Genomic DNA, 19049 nt, shown 5'->3' on the forward strand with positions numbered 1-19049 from the left:
TTTTTTGGGATTGTTCGTTTGTGTTTTTTTTGTTGTTGGTGTTGGAGTTTGATTTGGTGTGGGCGTCGGGGTTGGAGTTGGCGTTGGGGTTGATGCTGGAGTAACTTTGACGGTAATGGTGGCTTCGTTGGAAATTAGGCCCTGTATATCTTTTACGGTGTACTTAATTGGGGTAGTGGTACCTGTGAAGCTAAAATCCGGAGTAAAAGTGACTTCCCCAGTAACTGGGTTAACAGTGTATGTGCCTTCTCCGGGGACCGTCAGAGTAGTTTGCTGTCCAGGAGAGCTTGGATCTAGGTCAATGGTACTGGGATCCAAATTAAAGACATACCCTACATCATTAGACAGAATCGTGATGGTGACTGGTGTATTTTGGGGAGTTGTAGCAGCGTCATTGTTGGCAAGAGGGTTGTAAGCCACAATTCCCCCCCCTGCCGTCATATCCCAGCCACCATTGTTAGGGCTAGTATCAGTTGTATTGGTTGGAAACGTTGGGAAATTTGCAATTGAGCCGGTCACATCATTGCCAACCACTGAGTAGCCGTAGAATGTCTGACTGGGAGATATACCCAGAACCTGGTAGCTGACAAAAACACCCGCCAGCTTTTGATTTGTTACAGTAGCTGTAATATTTGTATTTAGGTTTTTGCTTCCACATTGATCATTGTGAACATTTGTGGTGTTAATGATTGTGCCTGGCGACCAAATACCGGCTCCAACCGAAATAACTGATCCGTAAACGTAATTTATGGGGTTGGGATCAAGCTTGGTGATAGCAGCAATCTTGAATAGATCGTTTCCACCTCTATCTAAGAGAAGGAAGCCAATTTTATCTAGGCCAGCAGAAGGGGCAGTTATGCCGCCTGGGGTAATGAAATCTACCCTCTCTATATTATTGAGGTTAACACTACCTTTATTCGTAAAGATATTATCTGTGCCCGCTTTGATAACTGGATTTAGGGGATCAATTAGTAGGGCATCTTCCATAGTTGTGATCCCTAGACTGCTAGGCGTGTCGGGAGGGACGACCCAGACAACGTTGCAAGATCCTGTTGCGTTTGCGTTATCAACTCTTCTTAAAATAACTTGGTTAGTTGCGCCGATGAGAGAAAGCTTGTTAGTGCCTACTTGGATGTTTGTTAAAAGAAAGTTGGCATCCAGAGTGGGCGTGGCACCAACCTGTAAGGTATGGTGGTAACGATGCTCCACTGAGCCTTCCACAAAAATTGTGGGGGTAGTAATGGAGCTGGTCGCAGCCTCTAGAACCCAATCTGCATCGTATCCAGCATAACCTGTAAGGTTGGTAGAAGCGGCAATATCAGCTCCTGTTAGATGAGCTAGCTGCTTGATGAGAAGCTCTCCCTCTAAGCCAGATGCCACTTCGCAGCCATAGATCAAGATCTCTGCATCATCAGCCAGGCTAGATTTCCACTGCGAGAGCAAGCTTGCATATTCGGATAGGTTTTCTAGGCTGAGAAGGCTTTTGCCCAACTGTATTGAGCCCGCCTGCCCGTGAGATAGAATGTGCAAAGCTCTAACACCTTTTCGACCTCGCAGCGCCTCGGCGATCTGCTGGATCCCGTCTTTGTTAGGATCCAAAAGAATAATCTCTGTTCCAGGTCGGATCCCTGCTAGCAAGATCGACAGATCGGGCAAAGCTTGGTCGATAAAGACCAGCTCATCTTGAGCAGAGTGTTGCAGAAGTATATTCCCTGATGTAGCGGAGTCGGCATTCTCCACTCTCAAAAGCAAAATGAGCAAAGCTGTGGAAACGGATCCCAAAGTACGGCTGAGAATCTGCAGTAGCCCGGCGGGTTGCTTAGAGTTGGGCAGAGACGGTCTTGAGGTCAACATCTAACACTCCTCGCTTTTTCAGGGAATGTCTTCAAAAAAGAAAGAAACAGGACTCAATTCCAAGCGAAGCAGCTACAAATTGTCCACTCTCACTGTAACTGGGTTACTGAATACTAAAGTTCCAGATGATAGACGGACTGAAGCTCTATTGGTGATGACGATGGGTAGGGTAGGAGCCTCAGGAGAAGGTGTTGCTGCCGGCAAAGGAGTTCCGGGAGCAAGAGGAGAAGCTGGTGGCCGAGTTGCCGGCGGTTCAATGGGCACTGGAGGCGGAGTAGGCACCGGGATCCGCAGCCGACAGGGTTGATCGGATTGATTGCCTTCCGGGGCATAGCAAACTCGAATCAGATCCTCTACAAAACGCAGTCCATTAAAACTCAGCCGATCCGCTTGCTGAATGATATCGGCAATAACTTCCTCTAGGTTACGGGCAGTTCTGGAAAGAGGAATGCTAACAAACAAAATGTTCTCCAAATCCCTAACCTCAGGGGGGGCCAAGTTCGAGAAGGGCACTCGCTCCCGTTCCCGCAGCAAGATGCGATAGAGAGCCTCGCTCCAAGGAGAGACATCGACGGCTGCACTGAAAACAAATCCCCGCAGCGGTGTAGGCTGGCTGGCCTGCCGTCCCTGCCCAACGAGGTTCGATTGCACCGAAACCAATTTCCCCGGCGGCTGCGTGATCGAGCCAGAAAAGGGAATCGTAAAGCGCAAGTTGCTATCCAGGGTGGCAGTGGCCAAGGGGGGAAACAAAATCTCTCCCCGTGAGCTCAAGCCGACTAGCTGAACTGAGTTGCCTGCCGAAAAGACTGGCCCGCCTGCACAAAGAGTAGCCGTGGATCCCGGGCCACAAAGCTGACCAAAGGGATCAACGACTAGCCCCAGGATGGCAGCCGCGGAGCCGGCAGCGGGATCCCTTGTCGGCAACCCCGCCCCAGCAGGATTGCCAGAGCCGCCACTACCGCAACTTTTCAGCAAAACAGTGAGGGAACCTGTAACCACAGCAGCCAGGACAAGCGCAGCCGGTCGCCAAAATCTGCTGGATGTGCCCAGTCGTCGAAACATATGCCTATGCCTCGCTCTCAATTGCGGATGTTGTTGGTTTGCAGAAGGGCTCTAGCGGGATCCCACCGTGAGAACGGCGTCGCTAAAGGATGTCACAAAACGGCTTCCCTCTCTTTCGACCCGCAGTTCGCCGCTGAGAAGATAAGAGCCAGCAGGTAGGGGAACATTACTTTGTACCCGCACCTGCAGGCGGTGCTCTCCAATAGCAGCAGGGAATAGATTGGCAAAGGGAGCTTCCAGAGCCTCGGCAAACCGCGCCAGCACAAACGTGCCTTCTGTGGCCGCCGCCAGTCGCTGGAGCTCCAGCAGGTTTAAGTCAACGCCCAGCCCAACTACATACACGGTCAGCTTCTGCCCCCGCTCTTGGGCCAGAGTTGTGAGCTCCCGAATGGTCTGGTCAATGGAGCGGGTGCTCTCGTTGTCGATGCCGTCGGTAAACACCACCAGGCGGCGGTTGAAGGTCTCATTGGGGCGAAAGTCACTTAAGAAACGCCCGGCTTCCACCGTGGCGTCATACAAGGCGGTGTTCCCACCGGGATTTGCCCGCAATACCCCTCGCCTAAGCAGTTGCTTGTCGCTGGTGAAGTCTTGCAGCAGTTGGGCCGTGCGTAAAGGCTGGCCGAGAGCCGTAGCGCCAAAACCGGCCCCTCGGTTATCAAAACGGAGCACCGCCCCCAGATCCAAGGGTGTGGTGCGAAATTGATCCAAAAGCCCAAAAACAGCTAAGAAGCGACGGGACTGGGGATCCAAAACCAACAGGCTGCCGGAGCCGTCCATGAGGATGGCCATGAGCAAAGGCTGACGGGCCAGCTCAGCTCGAGGGTTCTCGATGCGGGTGGGGCTTAGAGTTACTGTGGCTGACTGCGGGATCCCTTGCAGATCGGTTATGCGGTTAACTTGCAAGCTGACCTGGGCAGGAGAAAGCTGGGTGACCGGCTGAGGCGGATCCCCTGCTTGCAAGAGGGCAATGTTGAACTCCATCTCCCCCTGGGTGGTGCTGAAACTGCGCGTCAGAGCCCCGTTGAAGGTCAAGCGCGTTTGGGATCCCAAAGAAGCAGGGTCGATCCCTGTGCTACTGGAAGAGCCACAGCCGGTTATGGAGATCCCCAGCAGGATCAAGACAATTGCCCAGCCAGTTTCTCGGTTTTGGGGTCTGCTAAGCTGCATTGTTGAAACCTGAAGAATATAGCCGATAACACAGACAAGCTTGAGGACAGCAGCGTAAACCTACCATGAGAAGAACTCAGGAGCATCGCGGAGAAAAGAACCCAAGTGTATAAGAAAGTACACTATAAGCTTGTTTTCGGGTCGATTGCTTCTATCGACGACGTTTCTGCAAGCTAATTGCTCTCCTTTAACCTTGGCTAGGAAACCTTCTCTGTCTCCATTTGGGGCAGGGCAGGGGCGACGGCGATTGTCCCTGCAGAGGTGCCTGTAGCCCGCCTGCGGGTGTAAGCTCTAGAGGGATCCCTCTGGGTGAGGAGGACGGTCGGACATGGCGGCCAAGCAACTGAAGTTCTACTGGAGCCCGCAGTACCAAATCTTTAGCTGTGACGGGGCCAAGCTGGAGGGGCACGGCGCCATTCAAACCAATCCCTCGCATGACTTGGTGCATCTGTTTATCGCCGCCAACGGCAATATGCCCTGGCAGCCGGTAGAAAGCCGCGAGCAAACCTGCTTTGCCGAGTACAACGCCGTGCTGCTGGAGCACCTTTTGGTCAACTGCTTCAACGCGGCGGCGCTGGGATCCATGGCCCCAGAGCAGGTTGTTCCGGAGGCGCGCAAGTTTTTGCAGTGGTTTGTTTCCGAGCACTACGCGCCATTTCCGGTCTCTGAAGAAGAGGCTTTTTGTTGCTTTGCAGCACACCTAGATATCGAGCGCATGGTGCGGCTATTCCCCTACTTCTACAGTTTGCGCGCCTGGGAGTGCTTCAGCCCCGATTACCGCAACGAGGTTTACGACTTGGAATTTACTTCCGAAGACGATCCGGTCAGGGAAGCCCCGGAATGGGCGGCGGATCCCAATATCTTGGAGACCCAAGAGCTGGTGCGGCAGAAGCTCGCTGAAGCTGTGGCGGAGGCGAGATCGATCCGGCCCAAGGCGGAGCCCGTTTTCCCGCAAACCTTGTTGGCTTCACCGCTGTTCAATCCCCCAGCCAAGACCAAGCAGAAAAAAGCCGGGCTCGGTTTCAAGCCCACCCCCACCCGTTAATGGTTGATCCCCCCTTCCCGGTCTCATCAAGGGAGAGGGGTTGGGGGCTGACTACTCTGGGCCCACCACCAAGCGGCGGAAGGCCTTCTTGCCCACCTGGAGAACCCGCCCGACCAGGTCAGAAGCGTTGGCAAACTCCAAGTCGGGATCCTCCACTTTTTGTCCGTCCAGCCGCACGGCGCCTCCTTGGATTTGCCGACGGGCCTCGGCGGCGCTCTTGCACAGGCCGGACTCGCGCAGGATGTAGCTGAGTTTTGCCGGGTAAGACAAGCCCTCGACGGCAAAGGTGGGGATGGATCCCGTCTCGACGAGATTGCCTTGCAACACCAGGGCTTGGGCGGTGCGCTGCGCCTCTTCTGCCGCTTCAGGGGAGTGAAATTGGGCCACCAGAGTTTTGGCTAGGAGAATCTGGCGCTGACGGGGATCTGCCGGCAGCTCTGAGGGGGGCACCGCCGTGAGCAACTCAAAATACCGCTCCACCAGGTGATCCGGCACCTTCTCCAGCTTGGAGTACATGGTGAGGGGATCCTCGGTCAGGCCCACGTAGTTGTTTTTGGACTTGGACATTTTCTGGTAGCCATCCAAGCCCTCCAGAAGCGGCACCGTCAGGCAAAACTGCGGGGTTTGGCCTTTCCAAAGCTGCAGCTCTCGGCCAACCAGGAGGTTAAAGCGCTGGTCGGTTCCCCCCAGCTCCACGTCGGCTGCCAGGGCCACCGAGTCGTAGCCCTGCAGGAGGGGGTAAAGAAATTCGTGCAAGTACACCGGTGTTCCAGCTTGGTAGCGCTGGGCAAAGTCTTCTTTGGCCAACATCTGCCCCACCGTCATCTGGGCCTGCAGCTCGATTAGCTCGCTGAGGGTGAGGCGGGCCAGCCACTCGCTGTTGCGGCGCACCTCCAGCCGGCCAGGGGTCGCAAAGTCCAAAATCTTGCCAGCCTGCTCCAGATAGGTGCGGGCGTTTTCTTCCACTTCTGCCGGCGTCAGGCGGGGACGCGCCTCCGACTGGCCAGTGGGATCCCCCACCAGCGCCGTAAAATCCCCAATGAGCAAAATGGCCACGTGGCCGGCATCCTGAAACTGCCGCAACTTGCGCAAGACCACCGCGTGGCCCAGGTGCAGATCTGGCCGCGTCGGATCGATGCCCAGCTTGACCCGCAAAGGGCGATCCGTTGTGGCCAAGCGCTCTTCCAGAGCTGCCGCCCCCCCCGGGAAGATCTCGGCCACCCCCCGCTGGGCGATCTCGGCGATGCAGGGATCCCTTGGGGCCGACGAGAGGGCAGTTGGCGATGTCCCTAGAGTTGATTCCATCCCTTGGATCGAGGTGCACCATGAGCCATTTTAAGCCTATCCACCCACCCGGCTTCGCCCCACCCAGAAAGGATCCCCTGCCGGCCCAAGAAGCACCGCCCTATAATGGGTCAGACTTGCGGTCGCTCCGCAACGCTGAAGTGACGGAGTTTTTGACGTGACCTACGGTCGCAGACGCTCGGGGGCTCGCGGCCATCTCTCCCCCCGCTTGGGGTATGGTGAGTACGCCGGCGCGGCCCCACCCACCCGCCCCTCCTGGAGGGCTCAGGTTGCCGCCACGGTGGGCAATCTGTTGCTGGGATCCCTGCTGTTGGGATCTACGGCGACGGCCGCCGGCTTGATGGGGTTGGCCATCAGCTTCCGCAACCTGCCGGATGTGCATCAATTGCGGGACTACGTGCCGGTGGCCACCACCCACATTGTCGATATTCGCGGCGAGCCGATTGCCAGCTTGCATGGGGAAGCCAACCGGGAGGTGATCTCGCTGGACGAGGTCTCGCCGGAGATGAAAAAGGCGCTGCTGGCCATTGAAGATAGCCACTTCTACACCCACCCCGGCATCAACCCGGTCAGCTTGGGCCGGGCCCTTCTGGGCAGCGTTGAGGGGGGCTTGGGCTCAGCGGGAGGCGGCTCCACCCTGACGATGCAACTGGTGAAGAACCTGTTTTTGAGGCCGGAGCGCACCCTCAGCCGCAAAGTAGCCGAGGTCGTGCTGGCGGTGCGGCTGGAGCAGGTCTTTACCAAAGACGAGATCCTGGAGATGTACCTCAACCAGGTGTACTGGGGGCACAACCTCTACGGCATCCAGGCGGCGGCCCGCAGCTACTTCAACAAGGATGCGGCAGAGCTAAACTTGGCGGAAGCGGCGATGTTGGCCGGGATCCTGCCGGCTCCAGAAACCCTCAGCCCCTTCCGTAACCTGGAGGGAGCCAAACGCCGGCAGCGGCTGGTGCTGGATCGCCTGGTGGAGCTGAAGTGGATTACCCCGGAAGAAGCCCAGGCAGCCCGCGAGCAAGAATTGACCTTGGGCCGCATCACCTCCTTCCAGAGCAACGCCCCGGCGGTCACCGACGTCATCGAAGCCGAGCTGCGGCGTCGCTATGGCGAGCAGGCAATTCTCCAGGGGGGGCTGCGGGTGCAGGCCACCATCGACCTGCGGCTGCAACGCTTGGCAGAGCGCATTGTCAACGAAGATGGGCCCCGCATTGGAGCTGCTCGCCGGGCCGACCAGATGGCCCTGGCGGCAGTGGATCCCCGCACCGGCTATGTCAAGGCCCTTGTGGGCGGCATCAACGCCCAACGGGGCCAATTTAACCGCGCCACCCAGGCTTTTCGCCAAACGGGATCCACCTTCAAGCCCTACGTGTACTACGCGGCCCTGGCCAGCGGGCGGTATTCTCCTGGCAGTATCCTGGAAGACACCCCTGTCACCTATCCCGGCTCGCCCCCCTACAGCCCGAAAAACTACGACAACACCTTTTACGGCCCCCTCACTTTTGCCCGCGCCTTGGAGCTCTCCCGCAACGTGCCCACCGTCAAGCTGGCAGATGAGGTTGGGATCCGCAACGTCATCGCGGCAGCCCAGGCCACGGGCATCAGCGCCGAGATGTTCCCCAACCTGGCCACGGCCCTGGGCTCGGCCAGCATCAGCCCCCTGGAGATGGCGGCCAGCTATGCGGTGTTTGCCAATGGCGGCTACCGGGTGGAGCCAACCTTCTTGGCCCAGGTGGTGGATCGCAACGGTCAGATTCTCTTCGAGGCCAAGCCCCAGCCGCAGCAGGTTTTGGATCCCTGGGCGGTGGCTACCCTCAACCAGATCCTCAAGGGGGTGGTGACCCAGGGCACCGGGACCGCGGCCCGTCTGGACGATGGGCGACCGGTAGCAGGCAAAACCGGCACCACCTCCGACTTTCGCGACGCCTGGTTTATCGGCTATGTGCCGCAACTGTCCACCGCCATTTGGATCGGCAACGACAACAACTCCCCCATGCTGCCCGGCACGGCAGGGGGCGCCTTTGTCGCCCCCACCTGGAAGCGCTTCATGGCCGAGGCCCTGCAAGGGATCCCACCCCAAGACTTCCCTAGCCCTCAGCAATTTTCCCCTCCCCGGCCATGAGCAATAGCGAGGAGCGGCTGGCGCGCATTGAGCGCACCATCGAGGCCAATGCCCAGGCCATCGCCCAACTGGCCCGGCAAAACCAAGAGCTGCTGCAGACCATTGCCGGCACCGAAGAGCGCATCGCCAGAGCTGAGGAACGCATCGCCAACGCCGAGGAGCGCGTCGCTAAGGCAGAAGAACGTCTGGAAGCCGAGGTCAAACGCTGGGACGAGCGGTTTTTCCAGCTCAGCCGCGACACCCTCAACTTCACCCGCAATGTGGTTACCATCGCCGCCATCACAGCGGTTTTGATCCCGCTGCTGCGGGATGTCGCCCCCCTGCTGATCGAGCTGCTGCGGCAGGGATCCCGTTAGCCCCCGGTCATCGAAGGGCCCAGGGGATCCCAAAGCGTAATCGTTCTGAGTTACACTAAGACTGCAAAGAAAGGTAACGCCTTTGTCTGGTTTACCCTTAGCCTTGGCCGCGTTCTTTCTTGCATTCCTTGCACAAGACACAGAGGACAGACGATTATGGCTTTTGAACTCCCAGCTCTGCCCTACCCTGCCGACGCCCTCAAGCCCTATATGTCGGCGGAAACCTTCTCCTACCACCACGGCAAGCACCACGCCGCCTACGTGGCCAACCTGAACAAGCTGATCGAGGGCACCGATCTGGCCAATAAGTCCCTGGAAGAAATTATCAAGACCACGTTTGGGGATCCCGACAAAGTGGGCATCTTCAACAATGCCGCCCAGGTCTGGAACCACACCTTCTTCTGGGAATCCATGAAGCCGGGTGGGGGCGGCGCGCCGACGGGGCCCATCGCCGACAAGATCAACGCCGACCTGGGCGGCTACGACAAGTTTGTGGAAGCCTTCAAAACGGCGGCGGCCACCCAGTTTGGCAGCGGCTGGGCTTGGCTAGTGCTGGACAACGGCACCCTCAAGGTCACCAAAACCCCCAACGCCGAAAACCCGCTGGTGCACGGCCAAGTGCCCTTGCTCACCCTGGATGTGTGGGAGCACGCCTACTACCTGGACTACCAAAACCGGCGTCCCGACTTCATCAGCGCCTACCTGGAACACCTGGTGAACTGGGATGCCGCCAATGCCCGGCTGGCAGCCGCCTGACTGCCCCTCTTCTGGGATCCTCTGACGGGGGATCCCATCGAGGACTAGCCTTGCCCAGCTCTTTGCCAGGGGATCCTCAGGGATCCCTTTTTTTCGGCTTAGTCCTTCCCCAAGCGTTCCCGCTCTTCGCGCAGGCGTTGTAGGAAGCTGGGCGTAGGGTTTTGGGCAGGGGTGGGAAAGGCAGCAGCAGGAGGAGCGGCCCGGTTGATGGGGGGAAAGAGGGGGCGATTGACCGGCTGGGGCGGCAGGGGGGTGCTGGGAATGGGAGTGGGCGGGGGGGCCGGCGCTGCAACGGGCGGAGGCGCAGGGGTGGGTGGCGGTGAAGTGGGCTGGGGTGCTGGGGTGGGTGGCGATGTGGGCGTGGGTTCGGGTTGAGGATGGTCTTGAGGGTTCTCCCGAACCGGATCAGGATCATCTTCAAACACTGGCTCACCATCCCGCAGCAGCCAGTCCAGCAGTGGATCTGGGCCGGCCTCCCGCTCATCGGTGTCAGAGGGCAAAGGAACAGCAGGCGGTCTCTCAATGTCTGTACCCGGATTCAAAAGCAGACGCAGGCCCCAAAAAGTGCTCCCGGCAATGGCGGCAAAAAGAGCTATCCCTCCCCAGAGGGGGATCTGCCTGTCCCTGGAGTCCGGCTGGGCGCCTTCCCAATCATCGATGGCTGCCAGGGTGCGCTCGGAAAACGGCGAGGTTGTTGGAGGGGGCGTGAGGGAAGATCCGGCGCTGTTGTGGGATTGCAGGGATCTCTCCAATTGGTCGCTGAGGAGCCTCATGGTCTGGGGCCGCTGGCCGGGGTCTTTGGCCAGACAAGCAAGCACCACTTCCTCCAGCGCCGGCGGGATCTCATGAGGCAACTGGGAGCGGTCGAAGGGCCGAGGCTGTTGGTAATTGTGGGCCTCGTACCAACCGGGAAAAGAATCGGTCTTGGGCTGTAGGGGGTGTTGCCCGGTCAGCATGCGGTAGAGCACCACGCCGAATGAGTAGATGTCGGAGCGGGGATCCAATTCCTCGCCGCGCACCTGCTCGGGAGAGGCGTAGCGCACCGTCCCCAAAAAGCCGGTGGTTTGGGTGCCGAGGGCCAAAGAAACGTCGCTCAGCAACTTGGCGATGCCAAAATCCAGGATCTTGACCGTCTCTCCCAGGGTCTCATCTTTCAAAACAAAGAGATTGCTGGGCTTGATGTCGCGATGGATCACTCCTTTGATGAGGTGGCCATCTTGCTCGGTCTCCAAATTGTGGGCATAGTAGAGACCGGCACACACTTGGCGGGCGATCTTCACCACCTGCTGAGGGGGCAGCAGCGGGTGCTTGAGCATCAGTTCTCCCAAGCTGCGCCCCGTCAGGTATTCCATCACCAAATAAGGTTGGTTGTTCTCCAGACCGTAATCCAGCACCTTGACAATGGCCGGGTGCTCCCCCAGCAGGGTACTGATGCGAATTTCCTGCTGAAAGCGCTTGAGCAAGTGACGGCAGGTGTTTTCATCGCCTGCCAAGTTTTGGTGCAACAGCTTCACCGCCACCGGACGATTGAACAGGCGGGTATCCACAGCCTTGAACACCTGCCCCATGCCCCCTGCCGCAATGTTCTGAACCAGTTGATAGCGCTGACCGATCACTTTTCCAGGAGCAAGCTGGTTCATAAGCGGCCCAAGAGCATGTACCCTCCGATTTTAATGTGTGTTTCTCGAAAGTTTCTCTCGCCTCTTTGCGGGCGCCACCGCCAGGCTGTCTTCATTCCCAGCGTGTTCTTGATATATTTTGAATGCTTGTTAAACGCCCTGGCGGAGATTGAAGACTGGACGAAGGCTGTGGGCCATGGAGAGCTATCTGGATCTGGATGAATCTGATAAACTCAGGCGGGCGCTTTGCCGAGTCTGCGGGTTGCTGTCTGTCGGGTATCTATGCTGGCTAACTGGCTGCCAATTTCAGGGATCCCTCTGGCCATGCTCGGCCCGGTGAAAAACCCGGTTCTGGTGTTCCTGATCATCCTGACGATCATGCTGGTGGCGCCGTTGCTGTTTGAGCGGCTGCGCCTGCCGGGGATCATCGGCCTGATCCTGGCCGGCTTGGTGGTGGGGCCCTACGGCTTGGGCATCTTGCAGCGGGATGAGACCATCGTCCTGCTGGGCACCGTGGGGCTGCTGTTTCTCATGTTCATGGCCGGGCTGGAGACCAGCCTGGAGGATCTGAAGCTGAATGCCTGGAAGGCCAGCGTCTTTGGGGTGCTCACCTTTCTATTGCCAATGGTGATCGGCACGACGGCCATGCTGGCTTTGGGGTATGGCTTTCTGGCGGCGGTGCTGGTGGCTTCGTGTTTTGCCTCCCATACCCTCATTGCCCTGCCGATCGTCTCCAAGTTGGGCCTGATGCGCCTGCAGACGGTGACAGCCACCCTGGGGGCGACGCTAATTACCAATGTCTTGGCGTTGTTGGTGCTGGCGGTGGTGGTGCGCGCCCACCAAGGCGGGCTGACGCTGCAATTTTGGCTGACGCTGATCCCCTCGATTGCCCTCTACACCTTTGCCACCCTCTGGGGGGTGCCCAAGCTGGGCGGTTGGTTTTTCCGGCGCTTCGGCCACGACGAGGGGGCAGAGTTTACTTTTGTGATCGCTACCCTGTTTGTGGTGGCCTACGGAGCGGGGTTGATCGGCATTGAGCCGGTGGTGGGCGCCTTTTTGGCCGGGACGGCCATCACCCCCATCATCCCCCAGCTCAGCCCCCTCATGAACCGGATTCAGTTTATCGGCAACACGTTGTTTGTGCCGTTTTTCTTGATCTCGGTGGGAATGCTGATCAACCCCGGCATTCTCTTGGGCGAGCCGCGCACGCTGCTGGTGGGCGGGGTGATGATCGCAGCGGAGGTGGTGAGCAAGTTTTTGGCGGCTTGGATCCCGGCCCAACTGTTCGGCTGGCGCTTGGCCAGCGCCATGGTCATGTTCGGCCTGTCGGTGGCCCAGGCGGCGGCTACTTTGGCGGCGATCACGGTGGCCTTTAACGTGGAGTTGGTGGATGAGCTGACGGTAAACGGCACCATCGCCATGATCCTGATCACCTGCATTGCCTCGCCTTGGATCGTGGCCCGCTGGGGCGAGCAAATCCAGCCTGCAGAGGTGGCGGCAGAAGCCGGCGACTTGCCCAAACCAGCCTGGGGATCCCGCGTCTTGGTGCCGGTCGCCAACCCCGATACCGAAAGCAACCTGCTGCAGTTGGCTTTGATTTTGGTCAAAAAAGAAGGGGGGACGTTGCTGCCGCTGCACGTTTTGTCTGACCGGGCTGGGATCTCGCCCGCGGCCCTTTCTCGGCAGGAACAGTTGCTGTCCTTTGCCGAAGCTTTGGCCCACAGCGCCGTGGCCCGAGTGGAGCCGATTCGCCGGGTGGATGATTCGGTGGAAAAAGGGATCGTTCGCTCGGCAGCGGAACGGCAGGCTACCTTGGTAATCCTGGGCTGGAAGGGCTACTCCACCTATGCGGAGAATTTCTTCGGCAGTGTCATCGACGCAGTGGTGCGGCAGGTGGGGATCCCGGTGTTGATTACGCGGTTTCCTGTCCCGATTGAGACGACGCGGCGCATCCTTTTGGCAGCCCCAGAGTTGGAAGTGTCTTCTGGATCCCTGCAGCAGACGATTGGGCTGGCGCAGACGCTGGCCGAGGAGTTGAAGGCGGCGCTGCAGATTCTTTTGGTGCAAACCCGACCGCCGCGGGAGCGCTCCCCGGCCCTGGTGGCGGAAAGCTACGCCCATCTGCCGCTCCAACGGGTGCAAGGAGGGCTGGTGGCCGAGGTGCTCAAAGCGCTGCAGCCGGGAGATGTGTTGATGTTGATCCCCAGCGAAGCCCGCAGCCGCTCCCGTCTGAGCCGAGAGCCGGAGACCATTGCCCGCAACCGGCCTAGCCTTTCCATCCTTGTGGTGCATCTGCCTGCTGCCTCCCCGGCACGTCCGCAGGAGGGCGTTCTGGCAGCAGGGGATCCCACTTGGTACTGATGGCGGGTTAGAGCGCTTGTGTGAACGCCGCCCCGGCTCCCCTGATAAACTGGGATCCCCAGGGGGGATGTCGCTAAGAGCATAGGGGTATGGTTGCCTATTTGCTAGAAGTCGGCTGTGAGGAGCTGCCGGCCAGTTTTGTGGATTCAGCCCTAGAGCAATGGAAAACCGGGATCCCGGCCTCTTTGGCAGAAGCCCATCTGCAGGCCGAGGAGATGCAGCTTTTCGGCACGCCACGCCGCCTGGCGGTTCTGTTGCAGGGGTTGCCCACCCAGCAGCCGGATCGCGTCCTAGAGGTGAAGGGGCCGCCGGCTCAGGTGGCCTACCAAGACGGCCGGCTCACCCCGGCAGGGGAAAAGTTTGCCCAAAAACAAGGAGTGGATCCCGGTAGCCTGGAAATCCGGCAGGTGGGCAAGGGATCCTTTGTCTTTGCCGTGCAGCGGGTGCGGGGTCGACCGACAGCAGCGGTGCTCCAGGAATTGGCGCCCACTTGGATCACCAGCTTGAGCGGCGAACGGCTGATGCGCTGGGGCTATGGAGACTTGAAGTTTCCCCGTCCCATCCGCTGGCTGGTTTCCCTCTGGGACGATCAAGTACTGCCTTTGCTCTGGCCTACCCCTGAGGGCAATCCTCTGCCAGGCTTAGTGGCCGGGCGGGTGAGTCGGGGGCACCGCATTTTGGGATCCCAGCGGCTTGTTTTGGAGCGGGCCGAGAGCTATGTCCGGCAAATGCAAGAGGTCGGGGTCAGTCCCGATCCGGCAACACGGGCGGCCCATATCCAGGCGGAGGTGACCAAGCTGGCCAAGCAGGTGAGCGGCCGCGCCCAGATCCCCCCTTCTCTGCTGCAAGAGGTGGTGCAGTTGGTGGAGTGGCCAACAGCAGTTCTGGGGCGCTTTGAGCCGGAGTTTTTGCGATTGCCCCCTGCGGTGATCGAGACGGTGATGATCACCCACCAGCGCTACTTCCCGGTACGGGATGGCCGGGATCCCCAGAAATTGCTGCCCTATTTCATCACCATTTCCAATGGTGATCCTGAGCAGTCGGAGCGGATCGCGGCGGGCAACAGCCGGGTGGTGCGGGCACGCTTGGCCGATGCCCGCTTTTTCTACGAAGAGGATCGGCGGATCCCCTTGGCGGAGCGGGTGGAGCGGCTGCAGGCAGTCGCCTTTGCCGAGGGGCTGGGATCGATGCGGGATAAGGTGGAGCGCATCCGCCACATCAGCCGTCTCATCGCCGCTGCCTTGAATTTGGATCCCCAGGAGCAGGCGCTGGTGGATCGCACGGCCCAACTGTGCAAGGCGGATCTGGTGACCCAGATGGTGTACGAGTTCCCGGAGCTGCAGGGGATCATGGGGGCCGACTACGCCCGGCAGGATGGGGAACCGGAGGCGGTGGCTGAGGGGATCGAGCAACACTACTGGCCTCTGGGGGCGGGGGAGGCTCTGCCCACCTCTTTAACCGGGCGGGTGGTGGGCTGGGCAGATCGCCTGGACACTCTGGTGGGCATGTTTCGCTTGGGGCGGATCCCCAGTGGTTCTTCGGATCGCTTTGCCCTGCGGCGGGCCGCCAACAGCCTGGTGCTGGTTGCCTGGGAGGCCGGCTGGAGCTTTGACTTCAACTCCCTGTTGCAAAGGGTGGTGCAGGACTACGCAGCGGGAGATGAAAAGACCTTAAAAGCGTTGCAGGAGTTTCTCGCCCAGCGGCTGCAAACCCTTTTGCAGGAAGAAAAGCGAATCGACTATGACTTGGTCAGAGCCGTGGTCGGGGATCCTGAATCCGTGCAGACAGAGGATCCGCAGAAATCGGAACTGACCTTGCGGGCCCTGAGCAACCTGCCTTTGACCTTGCTGCGGGCCGAGTATCTGCAACATTTGCGGGCTACCGGGGAATTGGCGGATCTCTATCCCACCCTCAATCGCTGTGCCCGCCTGGCAGCCCAAGGGGACTTAGACTACGCCGTGGTGGATCCGGCAGCCGCTGTGGATCCCGGCCAGTTGCAGGAGGCAGCAGAACGGGAGCTGTACGAAGCCTGCCAGAGGGTTTACCACCTAGGGGTGGAGCCGGCCTTGCGGGGAGACCTCGTCCCCTTGGTGGAAGCTCTGCAAGCGGCTGCTCCGCAGGTAGCGCGGTTTTTTGAGGCGGTCTTGGTGATGGATCCGGATCCCCTGCGGCGGGCCAACCGGCTTAACTTGCTGGGGCTATTGCGCAACCAGTCGCGCCTGCTGGGGGACATGGGAGCGGTGGTCGTGGTAGGGGAATCGGCGCCGGAGAAAACCCATTAGCAACTTCCTTTCTCTCTCCGTTTGGGAGAGGAGCCGGGGGATCGGTGGGATTCTGGTCAACGCTACAAGGGATCCCAAGTATCCTGCCGCCGCAGGGTCGCTTGCCGCAGCCGGGCCAAGTTGGCGGATCCGGTGCAGAAGGCTGCGATCCTCAGCTCCTCGATCACGGCGCGAAAGGTATCCACCACTGCCTGCGCTTGTCCTTGGGAGACGGCGTGTAAAGCGGGGGCGGCCATGCCCACCACATCGGCCCCCAGGCGGATGGCTTTGGCCACGTCGATGCCGTTGCGGATGCCGCCGCTGGCCACCAGGGGTAAATCCGGCAGCAAGCGACGAATTTCCAGCAGGGCCAACGCAGTTGGGATCCCCCAATCCCTGAAGCTGTGGGCAATGCGTTTCTTGAAGGCCTCTGTTTGGCGATGGGCCTCCACCTCGCTCCAACTGGTGCCGCCCGCCCCCGCCACATCCAGGGCTGCCACGCCGCAGTCGGCCAGCCGCTGGGCCACCTTGGCACTGAGGCCATTGCCCACTTCCTTGACCAGCACCGGCACCGGCAGTTGGGCCACCAAGCGTTCGATGCGGCCGTACAACCCGCGCCAGTCGGGATCCCCCTGGGGCTGAACCGCCTCTTGGAGAGGATTGAGGTGCAAAATCAGCGCATCCGCCTCGATCATCTCCACCGCCCGTCGCGCCTGCTCCAGCCCATAGCCATAGTTGAGCTGAACAGCACCCAGGTTGGCCAGCAGCAGAATATCCGGGGCCACTTGGCGCACCTGGTAAGTCCGGGCCAGCTCCGGGTGTTCCAAAGCGGCCCGCTGGGATCCCACCCCCATGGCAATGCCCAATTCTTGAGCGGCACTGGCCAGTTGCAGGTTGAGCTCGCGGGCTGTGTCCGTTCCCCCGGTCATGCTGCTGATGAGCAGGGGAGCCTGCAGGCGTTTTCCCAGAAACCGGCAACTGAGATCGATCTCCGGCAACAGCAGCTCCGGCAAAGCTACATGCTCGAAGAAAAAGCGCTCAAAGCCGGTGCGGATCCCTTTGGCGGCTACGTCCTGCTGCAGAACAATGTCCAGGTGATCCTGCTTACGTTCGGAGATGGGAGGTGGGGAAGCGACCATGGTCTGGGTGGAAGATTGTCCAATCTATATACCCTACATGCCAGAACAGCATTGCCCGAAGACGACCCGCGGTTGTCTATGATGTGGGCGGGATCCCAACCGGACAGCCATGCAACCCTTGCACATCTTGCTGGCAGAAGGCAACCCCCATCTGCGCAGCTTGCTGGGTTGGCACTTGCAACAGGCGGGGCACCCAGTTTGGCAAGCAGAGACCATCCGCCAGGCTAAAACCCTGCTGCAGCAGCAGCCCATCCACCTGCTGATTTTGGATGCAGAGCTGTCCAACCGCGGCGGCCTGCAATTGTGCCGCTGGGCCCATCGCCAGTGCGATCTGCTGATTTTGCTGCTCTCCCAGCGGGGATCCGAAGCCGACATCATCACCGGGCTGGAAGCCGGGGCCGACGCTTACCTCACCAAGCCCCTCAGCCTGCCCCTGTTAGACGCCCATATTCAGGCCCTGACCCGCCGGCTGCGTCGCCGTATCCCTCCCACTTTTCTGCAGTATGGGGATCTCAAAATCGACCTGGTGCAACGGCGCGTCACCTTGGCCGGGGAAGGGATCGACCTCACGCCTCAGGAGTTCAGCCTGCTGATGGTGCTGGTGCAGGCAGACGGGGATCCCGTCTCTCGGCTGGAACTGCTGGAGCGAGCGTGGCCGGATTCCACCGATAACCCCCGCACCGTTGATACCCACATCCTCTCGTTGCGCAAAAAGCTGGAACGGGATCCGCGCCAGCCCAGCTTGATCCAGACAGTGCGCAATGTCGGCTACTGCTTTGGCCTCAATCCCCCCCTGCTACAGGAGCAGAAAACCCGGCCAGCCGCTGTCGGGGGTTCCGGAGCTGGCCCCTACGTCCGAGGAGAGCCAGGATCCCCGTCTGGATCGCTCAGTCGCGGCAAAGACCGGCGCACCCGCTGCTCCAAAGCCAGATTGCGACGTTGACGGCTGAGCTGCAGGGCCGCCTGCAAATCAAAGAGAGCTGTCTCTCTATCCCCCATGTTCCAGTAGGCCAGCCCCCGTTCGTACAGGCCGTACTCGTCGGAGCGGTCGATGCAGTTTATGTCCGCTTCCCGGCGAAAAGCCCGCTCGTAGTCGTCCAAAGCCGCTTTGATCTCCCCCAGCGCATAGAGAAGGTTGCCCCTGCTGTAAAGGGCGTTGGGCTGCTGCGGTTCTATTTCTAGGCTGCGGCTGAGGTCGGCAACGGCCTCGCCATAGCGATCGGCCCAAGCATAGGCAACGCCCCGCCGATAGTAATGGGCCGGAGAGGGATCCCAGCGGATGGCCTGCGACCAATCGGACAAAGCCGCCTCCCATTCGCCCAGGTAGCCGTACACCGTAGCGCGGCAGGCATAGGCGGGCGCCGAGGTGGGATCCCGACGAATGGCCTCGTCCAGGTGAGTTAGAGCTGAAGACAGGGATCCCTGTTGCATAAGCAGGTTGGCCAAGCGGAGGTGGTGGGGGGCGTTGGGGTGTAGGCGCACCAGCTCGGTCAACTCCGCCGTTGCCCCCTGCAGATCCCCTTGCGACTGGCGAATCAGGCCGCGGTAAAGGTAAGGTTCTGGCCGGCGCGGGGCCAACCGGGTGGCCTGGTCGAAGTCCGCCAGCGCCTGGGGAAGCTGGCCGAGTTCGAGGTAAGCTTGGCCCCGCAGGAGGTGGGCGTTGGTCAAATGGGGATCCTGTTGCAGCGCCAGGTTGAGCTGCTCGACGGCCCCTATCAGATCCCGGTTCAGCCACCGCTCGCGACCGCGGTTGTAGGCCAAGATGGCGGGGCGGGTAAAGGCAGAAATGGCTGCCGCACTGGCCAGACCCATCACCGCCAAGAGGCGATCCTGCCGCCAACTGGCCAGGCCCCCCAACAGCAGGGCAGCCGCGACCAACAGGCGCAAACCGGCAGAGTCGTGGGCTTTGAGCATGGCATCAACCCGGAGCCGTTTGAATCTGTTTTTCTGATTCTGACTGATTGGGCAGCGACAAACACCAATCCTCACGAATCTGGAGCATCTCTCT

The 19049-nt window shown here is 59.9% G+C and carries 14 protein-coding genes; 7 read left to right on the top strand and 7 right to left on the bottom strand.

Annotated features, from left to right (window positions below; genetic code table 11):
• From NW862_RS04050 to NW862_RS04060, 3 genes are all read right to left on the bottom strand, one after another.
• Positions 1 to 1761, bottom strand: a 1761-nt coding sequence (locus NW862_RS04050) for a DUF4347 domain-containing protein (RefSeq protein WP_414426941.1), incomplete at its 3' end; no start/stop codon positions are given.
• Positions 1762 to 1926: 165 nt separating this feature from the next.
• Positions 1927 to 2604: a hypothetical protein gene (locus NW862_RS04055; RefSeq protein WP_414426942.1), complete on the bottom strand. Its 678-nt coding sequence runs from the start codon at positions 2602 to 2604 to the stop codon at positions 1927 to 1929.
• A 363-nt stretch (positions 2605 to 2967) separates the two neighbouring features.
• Positions 2968 to 4083: a vWA domain-containing protein gene (locus NW862_RS04060; RefSeq protein WP_414370413.1), complete on the bottom strand. Its 1116-nt coding sequence runs from the start codon at positions 4081 to 4083 to the stop codon at positions 2968 to 2970.
• A 328-nt stretch (positions 4084 to 4411) separates the two neighbouring features.
• Here NW862_RS04060 and NW862_RS04065 point away from each other — a divergent pair, with 328 nt between their 5' ends.
• Entirely contained in the window at positions 4412 to 5128 is a 717-nt protein-coding gene (locus tag NW862_RS04065; RefSeq protein WP_414335511.1) for a hypothetical protein, read from the top strand.
• Positions 5129 to 5179: 51 nt separating this feature from the next.
• Here the strand turns inward: NW862_RS04065 and tyrS are convergent, their stop codons facing one another.
• On the bottom strand, positions 5180 to 6433 hold the full coding sequence (gene tyrS / locus NW862_RS04070; protein WP_414335509.1) for a tyrosine--tRNA ligase: 1254 nt from the start codon (positions 6431 to 6433) through the stop codon (positions 5180 to 5182).
• A 157-nt stretch (positions 6434 to 6590) separates the two neighbouring features.
• On the opposite strand from tyrS, the gene NW862_RS04075 reads away from it, so the two are divergent.
• From NW862_RS04075 to NW862_RS04085, 3 genes are all read left to right on the top strand, one after another.
• Positions 6591 to 8549, top strand: a complete 1959-nt coding sequence (locus tag NW862_RS04075; protein ID WP_414348162.1) for a transglycosylase domain-containing protein — start codon at positions 6591 to 6593, stop codon at positions 8547 to 8549.
• On the top strand, positions 8546 to 8905 hold the full coding sequence (locus NW862_RS04080) for a hypothetical protein (protein WP_414426943.1): 360 nt from the start codon (positions 8546 to 8548) through the stop codon (positions 8903 to 8905). The genes NW862_RS04075 and NW862_RS04080 overlap by 4 nt, the downstream gene beginning before the upstream one ends.
• Positions 8906 to 9061: 156 nt before the next feature.
• Entirely contained in the window at positions 9062 to 9661 is a 600-nt protein-coding gene (locus NW862_RS04085; RefSeq protein ID WP_414335503.1) for a superoxide dismutase, read from the top strand.
• Between the two features lie 98 nt (positions 9662 to 9759).
• Here the strand turns inward: NW862_RS04085 and NW862_RS04090 are convergent, their stop codons facing one another.
• A complete protein-coding gene (locus NW862_RS04090) occupies positions 9760 to 11301 on the bottom strand; it encodes a serine/threonine-protein kinase (protein WP_414426944.1) in 1542 nt (513 codons plus the stop codon).
• A gap of 261 nt (positions 11302 to 11562) precedes the next feature.
• On the opposite strand from NW862_RS04090, the gene NW862_RS04095 reads away from it, so the two are divergent.
• Both NW862_RS04095 and glyS read left to right on the top strand, forming a co-directional pair.
• Positions 11563 to 13641, top strand: coding sequence for a cation:proton antiporter (locus NW862_RS04095; RefSeq protein ID WP_414426945.1), 2079 nt, complete (start codon positions 11563 to 11565; stop codon positions 13639 to 13641).
• An 89-nt stretch (positions 13642 to 13730) separates the two neighbouring features.
• The gene (gene glyS, locus NW862_RS04100) at positions 13731 to 15923 is read left to right on the top strand and encodes a glycine--tRNA ligase subunit beta (protein WP_414337233.1); all 2193 of its coding nucleotides are present in this window, start codon (positions 13731 to 13733) and stop codon (positions 15921 to 15923) included.
• Between the two features lie 62 nt (positions 15924 to 15985).
• Here the strand turns inward: glyS and fni are convergent, their stop codons facing one another.
• Positions 15986 to 17041 (bottom strand): type 2 isopentenyl-diphosphate Delta-isomerase, encoded by a 1056-nt coding sequence (gene fni / locus NW862_RS04105; protein ID WP_414333042.1) that lies wholly within the window; start codon positions 17039 to 17041, stop codon positions 15986 to 15988.
• Positions 17042 to 17150: 109 nt separating this feature from the next.
• Here fni and NW862_RS04110 point away from each other — a divergent pair, with 109 nt between their 5' ends.
• On the top strand, positions 17151 to 17984 hold the full coding sequence (locus NW862_RS04110) for a response regulator transcription factor (protein WP_414347880.1): 834 nt from the start codon (positions 17151 to 17153) through the stop codon (positions 17982 to 17984).
• Here the strand turns inward: NW862_RS04110 and NW862_RS04115 are convergent.
• Entirely contained in the window at positions 17891 to 18955 is a 1065-nt protein-coding gene (locus NW862_RS04115; protein WP_414337235.1) for a tetratricopeptide repeat protein, read from the bottom strand. The two genes, NW862_RS04110 and NW862_RS04115, sit on opposite strands and share 94 nt — an antisense overlap.
• Positions 18956 to 19049 lie beyond the last annotated feature (94 nt).

Origin of the sequence: Synechococcus sp. H55.8 (assembly GCF_047462375.1) — a bacterium.
In the GTDB taxonomy this organism is placed as follows: domain Bacteria; phylum Cyanobacteriota; class Cyanobacteriia; order Thermostichales; family Thermostichaceae; genus Thermostichus.